Genomic DNA, 16,287 nt, shown 5'->3' with positions numbered 1-16,287 from the left:
TGGCTGGGGCGGCTCGCGGCAAGCATTTCGCGGCATTTGAGTCCGGACGGTGCCGCGTGGAAGGGTGAAGGTGCAGGTGAGGGCAGCCGCAGCCGGGGCGTGCCGCGGTGGCCGCTATAGACTCGATCTCACCCGGACGGGTCAACCGACGTGCTAGCAGGAAGAATCCACCCCGTGGGCAACGCACTGCAGGAACTGATCAGGCGCCGGCTGGAGCAGCGGGGCTGGTCGTACGGCGAGGTGGCGCGCCGGGGAGGCGTGCCGCGGTCGACCGTGCACCACCTGGCCACCAGCGCGCGGGTTGCCAGGATGCCGCAGCAGTCCACTCTGGACGGGCTGGCCCGGGGCCTGGAACTGCCGCTGGACGCCGTGCGCAGAGCCGCCGCCGAGGCCTGCGGGATCCACCTGTACTTCGCGGACGGCGCGGCCGCCGGCGGTGAGGGCGGTGCCGCCCCCGACCCGGAGGTCGCCACCCTGATCGCCAGCGTCCAGCGGCTGTCCGAGGCGGATCGCCGCCATGTCGCCGCACTCGTCGAGTCCTTGCTGCGCAGCGCCCCTGAACCGGACGCCGGACCCGGGTCCGGCGCAGGTCCCGCGGCCGCCCCGGAGTCGTCCGGCTGATCGCCCGTCATGACCGCCGGCGCGGCGGGAAGATGGGGGAGCCGTTGGTGGATGGACAGGTACTGCCGATGGCCCGGGCGGTCTGATGCAGCAGTGTGCTGATTTGGCCCTTGCCGGGGTCCGCTGACCGGGGCATCCCCTCCAGAACGGCATGGGCATGCCGGTTCTGCCGTGCCGGGTGGTGGTGAAGTAACCCAAGAACGGACAAAGAGCGGAGGGAACGGGGATATTCTCTCCAGTCCCGGGACGAGTGGGTGGGCCCCCGGAGCCTCCGGTGAGAGGGGTGCACGTGCTTTTCGTTCAAGGGGCGTCCGCGACCGCAGTCGTCCGCCACCGGACAGGAGAGTCCGTTGTTCTGCTTTCCGGCGAACTCCCCTCCGTTCTGACCCCGTCGAGTCTGAACGAACTGCTGAATCTGGCTGCCGCGGTACTGACCCCGGAGGAGATGGAGCTGTTCCGGAGCTGTCTGACCGCGCTGCGCTGCGGGGAGAAACTCCAGGAGCGCCGCATCGAGGTGAGCGGCGCGGTCCTCACCGTCTACAGCAGCTGATCCGCCATCATGGCGGGCAGGGGCGGGGCCCCCGGGGGAATGCGCCCCCCGGGGGCCCGCCTCATGAGCCCGCGGGATCAGAAACGCCCGCCACGGAAACCGTCGCCGCAGCCGCAGTCCCTCCCGTCGCGTCCGAACACGAAGCGTTCGCCTCCGAAGCCGAACCGGTCACCTCCGCGGTTGTCCCAGCCCCGGCCGTGGCCCCAGCCGTTGCTCCAGCGGTAGTAGGTCCACAGCCGGACCCCGCCCCGGTGGTGGCCCCCGCACCAGTTGCCGTTGTGGCCCCGGCCCCAGCCTCCGTCGCCGCGGCCCCAGCCGTCACCCCGGTCCCAGCCGCCGGAAACGGCGTGCGAGGGCGCGGCCACGGCCGTGCCGGTGAGCGGCACGATCACCGCGACGGCTGCCAGGGCGGTCGTCGCAGCGGCCCGAGCGATTTTTCTCATCGGTTTTCTCCTCACAGTGGATGAATTGCCGGATGGCCCGCCGAACGTTACTCGGCGACTGGACGGAATTCATTCGGCGACGGGTGCCGGCGAGGCCGATCGGGCGACCTGGGAAGGAAGTTGTCAACGAGATGCAAAACCGCCCGTGAGCTTTGCCGTCGACTCTGTTGAGGGCTTTCGGTGAACGGTCCCGGGAAACACCCTCCAGGGTGACCGGTATTCGGCATGTCGGGCGCCGGAGGCGTTTTTGGAAATGCCCCGGAAATTGAGTCCGTAAAATTCCCTGTCGTGTGTTTCAGCTGCTGTGGACGGTGAGGACCGCGCCGCTCACCTCGATGCGGCGCTCCTGGAGTTTCTCCCCGCAGCGCAGCGCGGTCAGACAGCTCCGGAACAGCTCCATCTCCTCCGGGGTCAGTACCGCGGCAGCCAGATTCAGCAGTTCGTTCAGACTCGACGGGGTCAGAACGGAGGGGAGTTCGCCGGAAAGCAGAACAACGGACTCTCCTGTCCGGTGGCGGACGACTGCGGTCGCGGACGCCCCTTGAACGAAAAGCACGTGCACCCCTCTCGCCGGAGGCTCGGTCGGCTCTTGCACCTCGGAGATCGAGAGGATAGCCACCGATTCGCCGGACTTCGCCGCTTCCATGGGGACTTCCTCAGTTCGGGAAGCGAGCGGATTGACCCGTTCGGGTGATAACGGGGTGGCCCGGTGGTGCGGCCGGCTGGCCGCACGACGGCCTCCCACCAGTTGTTTCCCGTACCAGGCTGCACAGTTGACGCTGCGTCGGCACAGGCGAGGACGCTTGCCCGGGGTGGGGTGCGCAGCTACTGTCCAACGCCGTCAGACAGTTCGTCCGGTGTGGATGGACGGATTCTGGGATCCGTTGCCTGCCCACGCCCCTCGTCCGAAGGAACCTTCATGCTCGACATGCGAGAGCTGGACACCGAGTCCGCGGAGCTGCTGCCCGGCCGCGAGGCCCTGGGCAAGCTCAAGTTCAGCTTCGTCAAGACGACGCACGTGACCAAGCACGTCGCGCACGTCGACGCCCACAACCAGTCGCTCGGCGTCAACGTCGACTCCCCGTACGCCGTCGCGCAGTCGCAGGCCACGCAGGCCATCAGCATCTGCCAGTAGCCCGCGGCCGCTCGCCCCCCATCATCCGAGAGAGGTACCCGTTCATGAACAACGACCAGCTCGACGCCGAGTCCGCGGAGCTGCTGCCCGGCCGCGAGGCCCTGGGCAAGCTGAAGTTCAGCTTCGTCAAGACCACCCACGTCACCAAGCACGTGGCGCACGTCGAGGCCCACAACGACTCGCTCGCCGCGAACGTCGACTCGCCGTTCGCGGTCGCCCAGTCCGAGGCCACCCAGGCGATCAGCATCCGCCAGTAACCACACCCCGTGTCCGTGCGGACCGCGCCCGGCGCGGTGCGGTCCGCCTCGGGAGGAAGAGCAGACGGTGCCCCACAGTCACAGGGCGGGCAGCCCCGGCCCCACGGGAACGGCGGTGTACGAGGCGGATGCGAGCCCGCCCGCGTACGACACCGGCTTTCCGGTTCCGCGTCTCGGCGCGGGACTCCAACTCCTGGGCGAGTACCAGGGATCGGGCTTCACCGAGCCCCGCTACCTGGTCCGCCGGGGAGACGGGCAGGTCGTGCAGCTGAGCAGGCTGCTCTACCTGGTCGCCGGCGCCATCGACGGACGCCGGGACACCGAGGCCGTCTCGCACCGGGTGAGCGGCCGGTTCGGCCGCGAGGTCAGCGCGGACAACATCCACTACCTGATCGAGCACAAACTTCAGCCGCTCGGCGTCACCGTGCCGTTCGGCCAGGAGGACGACAAGGTCAGCGGCCCGACCGCGGACCTGCTGCTGGTCCTGAAGGGCCACCGCGTGGTGCTGCGCGAGCGGCAGGTAGCCCGGATCGCGAGCGCCCTGGCCTGGCTGCACCGCCCACCGGTGGTCGCCCTGGTGCTCGGCGCCGCCGTCGTCATGGAGCTGTGGCTGTTCCTGGTGCACGGGGCGATGACACCGGTGCTCGAGGTACTGGAACAGCCGGTGCTGATGCTGGTGGTGTTCGCGCTGACGGTGGCCTCGCTGGTCTTCCACGAGTTCGGGCACGCCTCCGCCTGCCGCTACAGCGGCGCCCGGCCGGGCGCCATCGGCTGCGGGCTCTTCCTGATCTGGCCGTCCATGTACACCGACGTCACGGACGTGTACCGGATCGGCCGGGCCGGGCGCATGCGCACCGACCTGGGCGGCGTCTACTTCAACGTCGTCTTCATACTCGCCCTGGCCGCCGGGTACTTCGCCACGGGGCAGTCCTTCTTCCTCGGCGCGATCTATCTGGCGCACTTCGAGATCGTCGAGCAGCTGATGCCGGCGGTGCGGCTCGACGGCTACTACATCCTCGGTGACCTGGCCGGGGTTCCCGACCTCTTCGGCAAGATCAAGCCCATCCTGCTCAGCATGCGGCCGGGCCGCCCGGTGCACCCGGACGTCGCCGACCTCAAGCGCTCCGCGCGGGTCATCGTCACCGCGTGGGTCGTCACCATGGTGCCGCTGCTGCTGGCCGAACTCGGCTACGTGCTGTGGAACCTGCCGCGGCTGCTGGCCACGAGTCTGCGCTCGCTGGCCGAGCAACTGGCCGGGACCTGGTTCGCCTTCGCCGACGGCGAGATCGCCGCGGGCCTCGTCGGCATCCTCGGCAGCCTCATGCTGATCTGCCCGCTGGCCGGCGCGGCCTACCTGTCGGTCCGCCTGGGCGGGCGGGCGGTACGTGCCGTGGTCCGGGCCACCGAGGGCAACCTGCGGCTGCGGCTGGCCCTCTGCGGGGTCGTGCTGGCGGGAGGCGCGGCGCTCTGCGGCGCGTGGCTGGGCGGCGTGACCCCCAAGCCGCTGCCGCCGCAGCCGCCGATCGCCCCGATCCTGCAGCCCGGGGTGCCGGAGGTCCGGCCGCTCCGCACGGTGGCCCCCTCGCCGCTGCCCAGCACGACCCCGCCCTCGCTGCCCCCGGCGGCGAGCACCGCGCCCCTGGCGGCCGAGCCGTCCGCGTCACCGTCGCCGAGCGCCTCCTCCTCCGCTCCGGCGACGCCCAGCGCCTCCCCCTCGGCCGTCAGGACCTCCGCCTCGCCGCAGCCCACCCGCAGCGGCCCGACCCCCAGCGGCAGCAGTACCAGCGCGACGGCCGGGCCCAGTCCGTCCGAGGGCTCGCCCAGCGCCTCGCCCTCGGACTCGGTGACGCCGTCGGTGCCGCCCTCCACCCCGCCGTTCACCTTCATCAGCCCCCCGCCCTTCCCCTCGTGACGCGCGGCCGGTCCCCTCCCGTCGCGCACCCCCTTCCGCACACCCGTACAGGAGAAGCACGTGACGCACCGAAAGCCCCGCACGGGCACGTTCGGCCGCAAGGCCGCCGGGCCGGTCATGCTGGCCGCCGCAGGACTGGCCGCCCTCGCCACCGCGGCCCCGGCCGGAGCGGTCGCGGCACCGCGGTCGGGCATCCCCCGCGATGTCGCCGCCGCCGTCGACGAGGCCCACACCCTGGCCAATCGCGCCCACCGGGTCCAGTACGACGACTCGTTCGCGATCCACGAGTACGGCCCGCTCGTCGCCGCCGTCGCGCACAACCGGGCGGTCGCCGCCTCCGCCGGCTGCTCCCTCGACCGGCCGTGCCGGTCGGTGGCGCTGTCCTTCCAGATCGTCACCACGTCCGGTGTCGACATCCGGCGGATCACCGCCACGAACATCAGCCGCGCCGTGAACGAGCACTGCGCCGGCTGCCAGACCTTCGCCGGCGCGTACCAGTTCATCGTGGCGACCCCGCGCCCGCTCGTCCTGGGCCGGGCCGACCGCGCCCGGCTCGCCGACGTACGCCGCCGGCTGTCCGCACTGGAGCACTGCGACGACCCGGCCGGCGTGGTGGAGAGCCGGGCCGACGCGCTGGCCGCCGAGGTCAAGGCGATCCTCGGCCGGGCGGCGGACGCCGTGCCGGCGGCGCGCGGCGTGAGCCCGCTGAGCGCCTTCCAGCCCACCGTCAGCATGCGGCGCCACGTCAGCTGAAACGTTTCCTGAACGCACCGACCCACCGACTCCCGGACCGGGGCCCGCCCGCACACACCCCCTGACCCCAAGGCGGGCCCCGGTCCGGGGCACACCCCGAACCGGCTCCCCCCGGAGGAAAAAGAAGTGCCCACTCGTCGTTACCCGCCCGAGCTGCGCAGCAAGGCCCTCGATCTGCTGACCGCCGGCGAGCCCGTACGGAAGGTCGCCGACGCGCTCGAGCTCAGCGACCAGACGGTCTACCAGTGGCGGCGCACCCACCTGCCGCACCTGGGCAGGAAGCGCCGGCTGCCGACGACCGGCGCCGAGCTCAGCGCGGCGCGCAGGCGCATCAGCGAGCTGGAGACCGAACTGGCCGTGCACCGGCGCGCGACGGAGCTGCTGCGCGATGTGGTGTCCCCAAAAGGCGTTTCGAGGCCGTGCACATGATGGCGGGGGAGGGGCTGCCCGTACGCACCGCCACCCGCGTGCTCGGCACCTCCGAGTCGGGCTACTTCACCTGGCGCAACCGCACCCCGTCGGCGCGCTCCCTGCGCCACGCATGGCTCACCGACCTCATCACCTCGATCCACACCGCCTCGCGCGGCACGTTCGGATACCGGCGCGTCCACGAGGAACTGCTGCTGCGGCACGGCGTCTCGGTCAGCCACGGCACGGTGGAACTGCTCATGCGCCGCGCCGGTCTCCAGGGACGGTCGGGCGTTCCCGGCCGGCTGTGGGTGACCGACGCCGTGTCACTGCCCACCCGGCAGGGCGACGTGCTGTGCGTGGTCGTCCTGGAGGCCCACAGCAGGCGGCTGATGGGCTGGAGCACCGGGCCCGGGCCCGCGGCCGGTGTCGCGGCGGACGCCCTGAGCAGGGCCGTACTGCGCGACGCGGCGCCCGCCGAGGCCGGCCCGGAGAGCGAGCGTGCCCCCCTCGTCACGCTCGTCTTCACCGACCGGGCGCACGCGGGCGGCCTGGCCCCGCCCACCGGCCTGGTCGCCGACCGCGCCGACCACGCGGTGGTCGCGGCCTTCTGGTCCCGTGTGTACACCGAACTCATCGGCCACCGGGAATGGAACAGCAGGCCCGAACTCACCGGCGCCCTGTCCGACTACTTCGAGGGGATCCGCGCATGACCGTGGAACGACCGACGCCGCCGCTGCCGATCTCCTCGTCGCTGCGGCAGCAGATCCGGCCGGGGCAGATCCTGCCCGCCACCCAGGCCCACCAGGTCATGCTGCACTGCGCGCTCGACGCCGCCGGTGTCCGTATGCGCGGCGACGACGCCTGGGCCGTCGCCCGGATCGCCGAACTGGACTATCCGACGGTCAACGCCGTGATCGGCTGGCTGCGTTCCGGACCGGCGGTGTCCTAGATGCGCGCCCGCTTCCGTGTGCGCCGGCGTCCGCGTCCGCTCCGGCGGGGCCGCGGTGTCCTGCCGCGCGCCGCCGGTCTGGTCCGCCGCCTCGCCGGGCCGCGCCGCCGTCCGCCGGCCGTCGAGCCGCTGCTGCCCATGACGGTCCTGTGCGTCATGGACGAGCTGGAATTCCTGCGCCGCGTGCGCGGCACCCCTTCCCCGGTGCCGCCGCCGGCCGTGCTCGACCGCGGCTGAACACGCCCGGGACCGCGCGCCGCCTGACGGCGCGTGTCCCGGGAACGGCAGCGCCCGGCCGCCGAAGCGGCCGGGCGCCCACCTGCCGACGCCAGGTCAGGCCTTCTTCGTCTCCTGGAAGATGGCGTCGATCTGGTCGATCAGGTCCAGCAGCTTCTGGCCCGTCGCCGGGTCGGTCGACGCCTTGGCGGCGCTGCCGGCCTTCAGCGCGTCGTTGAAGAGCTGGTGCAGCTGGGGGTACTTCTCGAAGTGCGGGGCCTTGAAGTAGTCGCTCCACAGCACCGAGAGGTGGTGCTTGACGAGCTCCGCACGCTGCTCCTTGATGACGATGGCGCGCGCGCGGAAGTGCGGGTCCTCGTTGGCCTGGTACTTCTCCTGGACCGCCTTGACGGACTGCGCCTCGATGCGGGCCTGGGCCGGGTCGTAAACGCCGCAGGGCAGGTCGCAGTGGGCGCTGACCTTCACCTTGGGCGCGAACAGGCGAGCGAGCATGACTGTCCTTCCTCGTGATCGTCTTTCCACGAGCGAGATTACTCCCTGTCCGGGTGGTTTTCTCGGGGCCCCTTGGTGCTTAGGACAAAAGTCTGGTGACACCCTGGGCTGGTGGAGGACGGGACGAGGAGGCTGAGCATGCGGGAACCGGGGGCTGGGCAGAGGAGGAGAGTGCCGTTCCAGCTGGTCGAGGTCACGGGTCCGTCGATGGCGCCGACACTGGTCCACGGCGACTGGCTGCTCGTGCGTCATGTCGCGGGCGCCGACGAGGTCCGTGAGGGCGAGGTCGTGGTGATGCGGCATCCGCTGCAGCAGGACCTGCTCATCGTCAAACGCGCCGTGGAGCGGCGCGAGGGCGGCTGGTGGGTGCTGGGCGACAACACCTTTGTGGAGAACGACAGCCGGGAGTTCGGCACCGTCCCGGACGAGCTGGTGCTCGCCCGGGGGCTCGGCCGGTTCCGGCCGCCGATCGAGGTTCAGCGGTCGGTGGCCGGGGTGGCGGGCTGGGTGGCGTCGTCGGTGCGGCCGCTGAGGGCCGACCGGTCGTTCTCCAGGCGCTTGCGGGCGCGGTAGGCGGCCACGTTGGCCCGGGTGGCGCAGCGGTCGGAGCAGTAGCGGCGCGAGTGGTTGGTCGACGTGTCGATGTAGGCGTTGCGGCAGGTGGTGGCCTGGCAGATGCCGAGCCGGTCCACCCCGAGGACGGTGAGCTGGAACGCCAGGCCCATGCAGGCGGTGGCGGCGTAGGACGCGGTCGCCGTCGCCGCGTGCTCGGCCAGGTGCATGTGCCAGTCCGGCCGGCCGCTCTTGTTCAGGTGCTGGTGCCCGGAGATCTGCGGGCTGACCGGGAACTCCAGCAGCAGTGAGTTCAGCAGGTCGACGGCGCGGACCTCGTCGCCCTCGGAGGCGGACTCGAAGACGCCCCGCAGGCGGGTGCGCACGCCGCGCAGCCGCTGCACGTCGGCCTCGGTGATGCGGCTCGCGGCCTGACTGGCCGGCCCGAACAGCTCCCGTACGGCCTCCACCGAGGTCAGGGTGTCGGTGCCGCGCTCGGGCTCCTCGCTGTTCACCAGGCGCGAGGCGAGGTCTGAGTAATGGGCCAGTTCCACTTGTAGTCCTTACGCCCGCGCTCTAGGGTTGGTAATGGCTGATCTGGCTTTCAGGGTATTACATCTGGAGGGGATGCGGATGTCCGGAACCACCACGACCACCACCGGGGCCGCCGGCTGGCAGGCCTGGCAGGACAGCTGGGACCGGCAGCAGGAGTGGTACCTCCCGGACCGCGAGGAGCGTTTCCGGATCATGCTCGACATGGTCGAGGCCCTGGTCGGCCCGGAACCCCGGGTGCTGGACCTCGCGTGCGGCACCGGCAGTATCTCCGACCGCCTGCTGCGCCGCTTCCCCGGGGCGACGTCCACCGGGGTCGACCTCGACCCGGCGCTGCTCACGATCGCCCGGGGGCACTTCGCCGGTGAACGGCGCGTCGAGTTCGTCACCGCCGACCTGCGCGACCCGCAGTGGCCGGCCCGGCTGCCGCACGGCCGCTACGACGCCGTCCTCACCGCCACCGCGCTGCACTGGCTCAAGCCCGGGCCGCTCGGCGACCTGTACGGCACCCTCGCCGGGCTGCTGCGCGACGGCGGCGTCCTGATGAACGCCGACCACATGCCCGACGCGTCCACCCCGCGGCTCAACGCCGCCGTCCGCGCCCTCGACCACGCCCGCCGCGACCGCGAGAAGGCCGCGGGCGCGCTGGACTGGGAGCAGTGGTGGGCCACCGCCAAGGCCGACCCGCTGCTCGCCGGCCCCGTCGAGGAGCGTTGGGCGATCTACGGCTCCCACGCGGACGGTGACGAACTGCCGCCCTCCTGGCACGTCGCGGCCCTGCGCCAGGCGGGTTTCGGCGAGGCACGGGAGATCTGGCGTTCGGCGACCGACGCGATCGTCCTCGGCCTGCGCTGAGCCGGCCCCCCGTACGCCCCGGCACGCGGAACGGCGAGGGACGGCGCCGCCGGGCGCCGTCCCTCGCCGTGTCGTGTCCCGCCCCGGGGCTCCGGTCAGAGCACCTTGGACAGGAACGCCTTGGTGCGGTCGTGCTGCGGGTTGGCCAGCACGTCGCGGGGGTGGCCGGACTCGACCACCACACCGTCGTCCATGAAGACCAGCGCGTCGCCGACCTCGCGGGCGAAGCCCATCTCGTGCGTCACGACGATCATGGTCATGCCGTCCTCGGCGAGCCCGCGCATCACGTCCAGCACGTCGCCGACGAGCTCGGGGTCGAGCGCGGAGGTCGGCTCGTCGAAGAGCATCAGCTTCGGCTCCATCGCCAGCGCGCGGGCGATGGCCACGCGCTGCTGCTGGCCGCCGGAGAGCTGCGAGGGGTAGTGGCCCGCCTTGTCGGCGAGGCCGACCCGGTCGAGCAGGCGGGTGGCCCGCTCGCGCGCGACGGCCTTGGACTCCTTCTTCACGCGCACCGGTGCCTCGATGATGTTCTCCATCGCGGTCATGTGCGGGAAGAGGTTGAAGCGCTGGAAGACCATGCCGATGTCGCGGCGCTTGGCGGCGACCTCGCGGTCCTTGAGCTCGTAGAGCTTGTCGCCCTTCTGCCGGTAGCCGACGAGTTCGCCGTCGACCGACAGCCGGCCCGCGCTGATCTGCTCCAGGTGGTTGATGCAGCGCAGGAACGTGGACTTGCCCGAGCCGGACGGGCCGATCAGGCAGAACACCTCACGGGGCGCGACCTCCAGGTCGATGCCCTTGAGGATGTGGGCCGGGCCGAAGTACTTGTGCACCGCTTCGGCCTTGACCATCGGACGGCCGCCGGTGCCCTTGCTGAAGTCGGTCATCAGGCACCTCCCGCCACCGGGCCGCGGCGGACCGGGGCCAGGTTCTGCTTGATCCTCTGCCACGGGGTGGGCGGCAGGTTGCGCGTCGTGCCCCGGGCGTAGCGGCGCTCCAAGTAGTACTGGCCCACGGAGAACACCGAGGTGAGCACCAGGTACCAGACCGCGGCGAGGAAGAGCATCTCGACCGTGGCGCCGGTGGTGTTGCCGATGTCCGTGGTGGAGCGCAGCAGTTCCGCGTACTGCGCGGCCTGCGCCGCCAGCGACGAGGTCTTCAGCATGTTGATGAACTCGTTGCCGGACGGCGGCACGATGACCCGCATCGCCTGCGGCAGCACCACACGGCGCAGGTTCTGCCCCTGGGTCATGCCGAGCGCGTGCGAGGCCTCGGTCTGACCCTCGTCGACGGACTGGATGCCCGCGCGCACGATCTCCGACATGTACGCGGCCTCGTTCAGCCCCAGGCCCAGCAGCGCGGCCATGAACGGGGTCATGAACTGGTTCATCTCGTCCTTGTAGAAGCCGAGATTGATGACCGGGAAGATCAGCGCCAGGTTGAACCAGATCAGCAGCTGGACGTAGACCGGGGTGCCGCGGAAGAACCAGATGTAGCCCCAGGCCACCGAGGAGGTGACCGGGTTCTTCGACAGCCGCATCACCGCGAGCACGATGCCCAGCACCAGTCCGACGAGCATGGACACCACCGTGATGATCACGGTGTTGCGCAGGCCCTTGAGGACGGCGGAGTCGAACAGGAAGTCCGGGATCGCCTGGTAGTTGATGTTCGCGTTGGCGAAGGCGTTGACGAGCAGGCCGAGCACCGCGAGCACCACCAGGGCGGCGACCCAGCGGCCGTAGTGCCGCACGGGGATCGCCTTGATGGCCTCGGGGTGGGAGGCCACGCCGGCCGGGGGCCCGGCCGGCGTGCTCTCGTCCTTGGGTTCCGATGTGTCTGACATGGGGAGTGCCCTCTTGCCGTCGTGGCTCAGGAGCCGCCGTTGACCTTGGCCTCGGTGACGGCGCCGTCGGAGACGCCCCACTTCTCCATCACCTTGCTGTAGGAGCCGTCCTTGATGATGGCGTCCAGCGCGGCCTGGAGGGCGTCACGCAGCTGGGTGTTGGACTTCGACACGGCGATGCCGTACGGGCCGGCCTCGACCTGCTCGCCCGCGAGCTCGAAGTTCTGGCCGCCGCCGGAGGTCTTCACCGCGTAGGCCGCCACCGGGAAGTCGGAGACGTCCGCGACAACGCCGCCCGCCTTGAGGCGGGTCTGCGCGTCCGCGTCGGTGTCGAAGGGCTGGATCGCCATCGGCTTGTCGCACTTCTGCGCCTTGAGCAGGTCCTGCGAGGTGGTGCCGCGCTGCACGGCGACGTTCTTGCCGCACAGGTCGGCGAGCGACTTGATGCCCTCCGGGTTGCCCTTCCTCACGATGATCGAGGAGCCCGCGGTGAAGTAGTCGACGAAGTCGACACCCTCGCCGACCTTCTTGCCGGTGGCGGAGTCGACGCCGTCCTGGCGGTTCTTGGTGTCGCTCATCGCGGACATCACCACGTCGTAGCGCTTGCCGCGCAGACCCGTGAGCAGGGTGTCGAACGTGCCGTTGTTGAACTCGAACTTCACGCCGAGCTGCTCGCCGAGCGCGTCGGCCAGGTCCGGGTCCATGCCGACGGTCTTGCCGCCGTCGACGAACTCCACGGGCGCGTAGGCGATGTCGGAGCCGACCTTGATCACACCGGCGGACTGCACCGACGCCGGCAGCTTGTCGAACAGCGGTGCCTTGGAGGCGCTGGTGGAGGGCGACGCGGAGGATCCCTTGTCCGTCTGGTCGCCGCAGCCGGTGAGCACGAGGGCACCGGCGACCGCGATCGCTCCGACGGCGGCGAAGCGGCTCGTCACGGTCGAGCGACGGGGGGTGGGTGCGGTCATTGCTGGTTCCTCCTGCGGGAGTCCTGGATCAGGCGATCATCCGGGTACATGTATGCGGTTGTCGCTACAGCGTGTGATCCCCGCATCTTGCCATCCGGGCATGTCTTCGGAGGTGTCCGGTTGTGTCAAAATCGCATAACGGGCGATCCCCTGGATCTCATCGGGCAGGTACACCAAGGCCGGACCGCGCTGGGGTCGCGTCGCGACGTTGCGTGCGTCACGTTTCCTGTCCCGCTATGCGGACAACTTGTCGCGTTCCCTGCGGAACCCCCCGGTGTGCGACACCGCGGAACGACGGAGTTGACTCGTCGGCGGAAACCCTCTTCCGGTACAACGGATCGTCACCCCTCACCTGGGGCCCTCGGCGCGCGTGCGGCGCGTCCGGCGTCCGGGCTGCCCGGGACCACTGCGCGCCCGGGCGCGGAAGCCGAGCCCACCTATCCCCTGTCGCGGGGGGTAGTACCCTCATAGACAATTCCGACAAAGGGGTCAACAGTGGCAGCGGAGATTCTGAATCCTCGCACCGACGGCAGTGAATCCGGCGACAGCGCAGGCAGCGAGGGCCCCGAGAGCCCGGTGGACCCGGCCTTCGCACTGCACCGCGGCGGCAAGATGGAGGTGTCCGCGACCGTCCCCGTGCGGAACGCCGACGACCTGTCGCTCGCGTACACCCCGGGCGTCGCGCGCGTGTGCACGGCCATCGCCGAGAAGCCCGAGCTGGTGTACGACTACACGTGGAAGTCCCAGGTGGTCGCCGTCGTCACGGACGGCACGGCCGTGCTGGGCCTGGGCGACATCGGCCCCGAGGCCTCGCTCCCCGTCATGGAGGGCAAGGCGATCCTCTTCAAGCAGTTCGGCGGCGTCGACGCGGTGCCGATCGCCCTCGCCACGACCGACGTGGACGAGATCGTCGAGACCGTCGTGCGCCTCGCGCCGTCCTTCGGTGGGGTGAACCTGGAGGACATCTCCGCGCCCCGCTGCTTCGAGATCGAGCGCAAGCTCCAGGAGCGCCTGGACATCCCGGTGTTCCACGACGACCAGCACGGCACGGCCGTCGTCACCCTGGCCGCGCTGCGCAACGCCGTCCGGCTGACCGGCCGTACGCTCGGCGAACTGCGCGCGGTGATCTCCGGCGCCGGCGCCGCGGGTGTCGCCATCGCCAAGATCCTCGTCGAGGCGGGCATCGGCGACGTCGCCGTCACCGACCGCAAGGGCGTGGTGCACGCCGGGCGCGAGGACCTCAACTCCGCCAAGCGCGAACTGGCCGCGTATACCAACAGGACCGGCCTCACCGGCTCGCTGGAGGAGGCCCTGGAGGGCGCGGACGTCTTCATCGGCGTCTCCGGCGGCACCGTCCGCGAGGAGGCCGTCGCGGGCATGGCCAAGGGCTGCTTCATCTTCGCCATGGCCAACCCGACGCCCGAGATCCACCCCGACGTGGCGCACCGGTACGCCGCCGTCGTGGCCACCGGCCGCAGCGACTACCCCAACCAGATCAACAACGTGCTCGCCTTCCCCGGCATCTTCTCCGGCGCCTTCCAGGTGCGGGCCTCCCGCATCACCGAGGGCATGAAGATCGCCGCCGCCGAGGCGCTGGCCGCCGTCGTCGACGGCGACCTGTCGGCCGACCGGGTGATCCCCTCGCCCTTCGACGAGCGGGTCGCCCCCGCGGTCGCCGCGGCCGTCGCCGCGGCCGCCCGGGCGGAGGGCGTCGCCCGGCGCTGAGCCGGCTGCCGCAACCAGCCGTCGCGCCGTCGCGCAGCGGCGCGTGTCACATCCCGGTACGGTTCCGCCGGGGTGCCGCGCGCCGCTAGCGTCATGGCCATGTTCGCTGCCTACGCCGCCCGCATCGACCGCGACCAGCCCCTGAACGGCCTCGAACTCGGGGACCGCCCCGAGCCGGAGGCCCGCCCCGGCTGGAGCACCGTCACCGTCAAGGCCGCCTCCCTCAACCACCACGACCTGTGGTCGCTGCGCGGGGTGGGCCTCGGCGAGGAGAGCCTGCCGATGATCCTCGGCTGCGACGCCGCCGGGATCGACGAGCACGGCAACGAGGTGGTCGTCTACCCGGTCGTCGGCCTCAGCGGCCACGGCGTCGGCCCCGACGAGCCCCGCTCCATCCTCACCGAGCGGTACCAGGGCACCTTCGCCGAGAAGGTCTCCGTCCCCACCTGGAACCTGCTGCCCAAGCCGAAGGAACTCTCCTTCGAGGAGGCCGCCTGCCTGCCCACGGCATGGCTGACGGCCTATCGGATGCTCTTCACCAACGCCGGTGTCCGGCCCGGCGATTCGGTGCTCGTCCAGGGCGCCGGCGGCGGCGTCGCGACCGCGGCGATCGTGCTCGCCAAGGCCGCGGGCCTGCGGGTCTACGCCACCAGCCGCGACGAGGCCAAGCGCAAGCGCGCCGAGGACCTGGGCGCGGACGCCGCCTTCGAGCCGGGCGCGCGACTGCCCCGGCGGGTGGACGCCGTCATCGAGACCGTGGGCGCCGCCACCTGGTCGCACTCGGTCAAGTCGCTGCGGCCGGGCGGCACCCTGGTCATCTCCGGCGCGACCTCCGGCCCCAACCCCCAGGCCGCGGAGCTCAACCGGATCTTCTTCCTGGAGCTCAAGGTCGTCGGTTCCACCATGGGCACCAAGGACGAGCTGGAGGACCTGCTGAGCTTCTGCGCGGTCACCGGGGTCCGTCCGGTCGTCGACACCGTGCTGCCGCTGGACCGGGCCCGCGAGGGCTTCGAGAAGATGGCCGGCGGCGACCTGTTCGGCAAGGTCGTCCTGACGGTCTGAAGGCGCCCGCTGCCCCGCCGGGTATCCCGCACGGACGCCCCCGTGGCGCCCGTGCGGGACGGCCGGTCAGTCCTTCTGGTCCTTGCGCCCGCCGCGCACGACGACGCCGATGTGCGCGGCCGCGGTGGACAGGTGGCGGCGCACCTCGCGGAGCTGCTCGGCGTCGACGCCGTTGTCGCGGGCCGCGTCCCGGACGTCGTCGCGGAAGCGGTCCAGCAGGCGCTCCAGGTCGCGGGCCGGGTCGCCGGTCGCCGCGGCGTCCTCCGCCCCCCATTCGGGGGCCTCGGCGGGCTCGGGCTTGACGTACGGGGGCCAGGTGGACGTGCGGCCGAACGAGCCCAGCTCGCGGGTGAGTTCGGCGAGGCCCTCGCGGACGCCGGCCTGCCAGTCGCCGCGCCGGACGTGGTCCTGGACCTCCTCCTGCACGCGCCGCGCGATGCGCTGCACCTCGTCGCGGGCGGCGTCCTGCGCCTCCTTGGCGGCGCGCTTGGCGTTGCGGGCCTCCTCTCGGGCCTGCCGGATCTCCTCCTTCGACCGGCGCACCTGCTCCTTCCAGTCGGACTGGGAGTTCCTCGGCTGCGTGCGCGTCGCCTGCTGGGTGGCGGCCCGGATCTCCCGGCGCAGGTCCCCGGCCGCGCCGCGGACGTCCTCGCGGATCTCCGCGGCCAGGGAGGACACCGAGTCGCGGATCTCGTTCTCCAGGTCGGCCAGTTCGTCGCCGCGGGAGGCGAGTTCGGCGCGCCCGGCGTCGGTGATGGAGTACACCTTGCGGCCGCCCTCGGTGGAGTGGGTGACCAGGCCCTCCTGCTCCAGCTTCGCCAGGCGCGGGTACACGGTGCCGGCGGAGGGGGCGTACAGGCCCTGGAAGCGCTCCTCCAGGAGGCGGATGACCTCGTAGCCGTGGCGCGGGGCCTCGTCCAGCAGCTTCAGCAGGTAGAGGCGGAGCCGGCCGTGGGCGAAGACGGGGGCCATG

The 16,287-nt window shown here is 71.5% G+C and carries 22 protein-coding genes; 14 read left to right on the top strand and 8 right to left on the bottom strand.

The annotated features are described in order from the left end of the window. The first annotated feature begins 174 nt into the window (after positions 1–174). On the top strand, positions 175–621 hold the full coding sequence (locus tag ACIP64_RS01360) for a helix-turn-helix domain-containing protein (protein ID WP_401580502.1): 447 nt from the start codon (positions 175–177) through the stop codon (positions 619–621). Between the two features lie 289 nt (positions 622–910). After that, positions 911–1,171 carry a hypothetical protein gene (locus tag ACIP64_RS01355; RefSeq protein WP_360907169.1) on the top strand — a complete coding sequence of 87 codons (261 nt, stop codon included), beginning with the start codon at positions 911–913 and terminating at the stop codon, positions 1,169–1,171. Between the two features lie 77 nt (positions 1,172–1,248). On the opposite strand, the gene ACIP64_RS01350 is transcribed toward ACIP64_RS01355, so the two are convergent. Together ACIP64_RS01350 and ACIP64_RS01345 are read right to left on the bottom strand one after the other, a co-directional pair. Continuing rightward, complete coding sequence (locus ACIP64_RS01350) at positions 1,249–1,614, bottom strand: hypothetical protein (RefSeq protein WP_401580500.1); 366 nt, start codon at positions 1,612–1,614, stop codon at positions 1,249–1,251. A gap of 295 nt (positions 1,615–1,909) precedes the next feature. After that, positions 1,910–2,260 (bottom strand): hypothetical protein, encoded by a 351-nt coding sequence (locus ACIP64_RS01345; RefSeq protein WP_401580498.1) that lies wholly within the window; start codon positions 2,258–2,260, stop codon positions 1,910–1,912. A gap of 273 nt (positions 2,261–2,533) precedes the next feature. On the opposite strand from ACIP64_RS01345, the gene ACIP64_RS01340 reads away from it, so the two are divergent. The 8 genes from ACIP64_RS01340 (at position 2,534) to ACIP64_RS01305 (ending at position 7,268) form a co-directional block, all read left to right on the top strand. Beyond that, positions 2,534–2,749, top strand: coding sequence for a hypothetical protein (locus tag ACIP64_RS01340; RefSeq protein ID WP_319665718.1), 216 nt, complete (start codon positions 2,534–2,536; stop codon positions 2,747–2,749). Positions 2,750–2,793: 44 nt separating this feature from the next. Beyond that, the gene (locus tag ACIP64_RS01335) at positions 2,794–3,006 is read left to right on the top strand and encodes a hypothetical protein (RefSeq protein WP_360907163.1); all 213 of its coding nucleotides are present in this window, start codon (positions 2,794–2,796) and stop codon (positions 3,004–3,006) included. Between the two features lie 67 nt (positions 3,007–3,073). Next, a complete protein-coding gene (locus ACIP64_RS01330) occupies positions 3,074–4,918 on the top strand; it encodes a hypothetical protein (protein WP_401580497.1) in 1,845 nt (614 codons plus the stop codon). A gap of 60 nt (positions 4,919–4,978) precedes the next feature. Continuing rightward, the gene (locus tag ACIP64_RS01325; RefSeq protein ID WP_401580495.1) at positions 4,979–5,671 is read left to right on the top strand and encodes a hypothetical protein; all 693 of its coding nucleotides are present in this window, start codon (positions 4,979–4,981) and stop codon (positions 5,669–5,671) included. Between the two features lie 126 nt (positions 5,672–5,797). Continuing rightward, complete coding sequence (locus tag ACIP64_RS01320) at positions 5,798–6,100, top strand: transposase (RefSeq protein ID WP_401580493.1); 303 nt, start codon at positions 5,798–5,800, stop codon at positions 6,098–6,100. Beyond that, on the top strand, positions 6,097–6,792 hold the full coding sequence (locus tag ACIP64_RS01315) for an IS3 family transposase (RefSeq protein WP_401581111.1): 696 nt from the start codon (positions 6,097–6,099) through the stop codon (positions 6,790–6,792). Before ACIP64_RS01320 ends, ACIP64_RS01315 begins: the two co-directional genes overlap by 4 nt. Further along, positions 6,789–7,031, top strand: coding sequence for a hypothetical protein (locus ACIP64_RS01310; RefSeq protein ID WP_401580492.1), 243 nt, complete (start codon positions 6,789–6,791; stop codon positions 7,029–7,031). Before ACIP64_RS01315 ends, ACIP64_RS01310 begins: the two co-directional genes overlap by 4 nt. Continuing rightward, positions 7,032–7,268 (top strand): hypothetical protein, encoded by a 237-nt coding sequence (locus ACIP64_RS01305; RefSeq protein WP_401580490.1) that lies wholly within the window; start codon positions 7,032–7,034, stop codon positions 7,266–7,268. 96 nt (positions 7,269–7,364) lie between these two features. On the opposite strand, the gene sodN is transcribed toward ACIP64_RS01305, so the two are convergent. Continuing rightward, entirely contained in the window at positions 7,365–7,760 is a 396-nt protein-coding gene (gene sodN, locus ACIP64_RS01300; RefSeq protein WP_018563636.1) for a superoxide dismutase, Ni, read from the bottom strand. Positions 7,761–7,898: 138 nt separating this feature from the next. Here sodN and sodX point away from each other — a divergent pair, with 138 nt between their 5' ends. Continuing rightward, positions 7,899–8,333, top strand: coding sequence for a nickel-type superoxide dismutase maturation protease (gene sodX, locus ACIP64_RS01295; RefSeq protein ID WP_401580488.1), 435 nt, complete (start codon positions 7,899–7,901; stop codon positions 8,331–8,333). Here sodX and ACIP64_RS01290 read toward each other — a convergent pair. Then, complete coding sequence (locus ACIP64_RS01290; RefSeq protein WP_401580486.1) at positions 8,237–8,866, bottom strand: CGNR zinc finger domain-containing protein; 630 nt, start codon at positions 8,864–8,866, stop codon at positions 8,237–8,239. The genes sodX and ACIP64_RS01290 overlap by 97 nt on opposite strands. A 79-nt stretch (positions 8,867–8,945) precedes the next feature. Between ACIP64_RS01290 and ACIP64_RS01285 the strand changes: the two genes are divergently transcribed. Then, on the top strand, positions 8,946–9,719 hold the full coding sequence (locus ACIP64_RS01285) for a class I SAM-dependent methyltransferase (RefSeq protein WP_401580485.1): 774 nt from the start codon (positions 8,946–8,948) through the stop codon (positions 9,717–9,719). Positions 9,720–9,814: 95 nt separating this feature from the next. On the opposite strand, the gene ACIP64_RS01280 is transcribed toward ACIP64_RS01285, so the two are convergent. The 3 genes from ACIP64_RS01280 to ACIP64_RS01270 are packed head-to-tail and all read right to left on the bottom strand — an operon-like array spanning position 9,815 to position 12,527. After that, positions 9,815–10,603, bottom strand: coding sequence for an amino acid ABC transporter ATP-binding protein (locus ACIP64_RS01280; protein ID WP_401580483.1), 789 nt, complete (start codon positions 10,601–10,603; stop codon positions 9,815–9,817). Next, positions 10,603–11,559 (bottom strand): amino acid ABC transporter permease, encoded by a 957-nt coding sequence (locus tag ACIP64_RS01275; protein WP_401580481.1) that lies wholly within the window; start codon positions 11,557–11,559, stop codon positions 10,603–10,605. The genes ACIP64_RS01280 and ACIP64_RS01275 overlap by 1 nt, the downstream gene beginning before the upstream one ends. Before the next feature lie 26 nt (positions 11,560–11,585). Beyond that, a complete protein-coding gene (locus ACIP64_RS01270) occupies positions 11,586–12,527 on the bottom strand; it encodes an ABC transporter substrate-binding protein (protein WP_401580480.1) in 942 nt (313 codons plus the stop codon). A gap of 495 nt (positions 12,528–13,022) precedes the next feature. Here ACIP64_RS01270 and ACIP64_RS01265 point away from each other — a divergent pair, with 495 nt between their 5' ends. Next, a complete protein-coding gene (locus ACIP64_RS01265) occupies positions 13,023–14,252 on the top strand; it encodes an NADP-dependent malic enzyme (protein WP_401580479.1) in 1,230 nt (409 codons plus the stop codon). A gap of 99 nt (positions 14,253–14,351) precedes the next feature. Further along, on the top strand, positions 14,352–15,314 hold the full coding sequence (locus tag ACIP64_RS01260; RefSeq protein ID WP_401580478.1) for a zinc-binding dehydrogenase: 963 nt from the start codon (positions 14,352–14,354) through the stop codon (positions 15,312–15,314). A 66-nt stretch (positions 15,315–15,380) separates the two neighbouring features. On the opposite strand, the gene ACIP64_RS01255 is transcribed toward ACIP64_RS01260, so the two are convergent. Continuing rightward, positions 15,381–16,286, bottom strand: coding sequence for a helix-turn-helix transcriptional regulator (locus ACIP64_RS01255; protein WP_401580476.1), 906 nt, complete (start codon positions 16,284–16,286; stop codon positions 15,381–15,383). Between the last annotated feature and the right edge of the window lies 1 nt (position 16,287).

It is taken from the genome of Streptomyces sp. NPDC088733, assembly GCF_044751185.1.
Lineage (GTDB): Bacteria > Actinomycetota > Actinomycetes > Streptomycetales > Streptomycetaceae > Actinacidiphila.
Note: the sequence above shows the minus strand (reverse complement) of the source record. Positions and strands in the feature narration are given on the sequence as shown.

Excerpts from the sequence above, each read along its gene's own strand:
- sodN (WP_018563636.1), bottom strand. The coding sequence starts at position 7,760 with ATGCTCGCTCGCCTGTTCGCGCCCAAGGTGAAGGTCAGCGCCCACTGC.
- ACIP64_RS01260 (WP_401580478.1), top strand. The coding sequence starts at position 14,352 with ATGTTCGCTGCCTACGCCGCCCGCATCGACCGCGACCAGCCCCTGAAC.
- ACIP64_RS01345 (WP_401580498.1), bottom strand. The coding sequence starts at position 2,260 with ATGGAAGCGGCGAAGTCCGGCGAATCGGTGGCTATCCTCTCGATCTCC.
- sodX (WP_401580488.1), top strand. The coding sequence starts at position 7,899 with ATGCGGGAACCGGGGGCTGGGCAGAGGAGGAGAGTGCCGTTCCAGCTG.
- ACIP64_RS01335 (WP_360907163.1), top strand. The coding sequence starts at position 2,794 with ATGAACAACGACCAGCTCGACGCCGAGTCCGCGGAGCTGCTGCCCGGC.
- ACIP64_RS01270 (WP_401580480.1), bottom strand. The coding sequence starts at position 12,527 with ATGACCGCACCCACCCCCCGTCGCTCGACCGTGACGAGCCGCTTCGCC.
- ACIP64_RS01350 (WP_401580500.1), bottom strand. The coding sequence starts at position 1,614 with ATGAGAAAAATCGCTCGGGCCGCTGCGACGACCGCCCTGGCAGCCGTC.
- ACIP64_RS01280 (WP_401580483.1), bottom strand. The coding sequence starts at position 10,603 with ATGACCGACTTCAGCAAGGGCACCGGCGGCCGTCCGATGGTCAAGGCC.
- ACIP64_RS01275 (WP_401580481.1), bottom strand. The coding sequence starts at position 11,559 with ATGTCAGACACATCGGAACCCAAGGACGAGAGCACGCCGGCCGGGCCC.
- ACIP64_RS01310 (WP_401580492.1), top strand. The coding sequence starts at position 6,789 with ATGACCGTGGAACGACCGACGCCGCCGCTGCCGATCTCCTCGTCGCTG.
- ACIP64_RS01315 (WP_401581111.1), top strand. The coding sequence starts at position 6,097 with ATGATGGCGGGGGAGGGGCTGCCCGTACGCACCGCCACCCGCGTGCTC.
- ACIP64_RS01305 (WP_401580490.1), top strand. The coding sequence starts at position 7,032 with ATGCGCGCCCGCTTCCGTGTGCGCCGGCGTCCGCGTCCGCTCCGGCGG.
- ACIP64_RS01255 (WP_401580476.1), bottom strand. The coding sequence starts at position 16,286 with ATGGCCCCCGTCTTCGCCCACGGCCGGCTCCGCCTCTACCTGCTGAAG.
- ACIP64_RS01340 (WP_319665718.1), top strand. The coding sequence starts at position 2,534 with ATGCTCGACATGCGAGAGCTGGACACCGAGTCCGCGGAGCTGCTGCCC.
- ACIP64_RS01285 (WP_401580485.1), top strand. The coding sequence starts at position 8,946 with ATGTCCGGAACCACCACGACCACCACCGGGGCCGCCGGCTGGCAGGCC.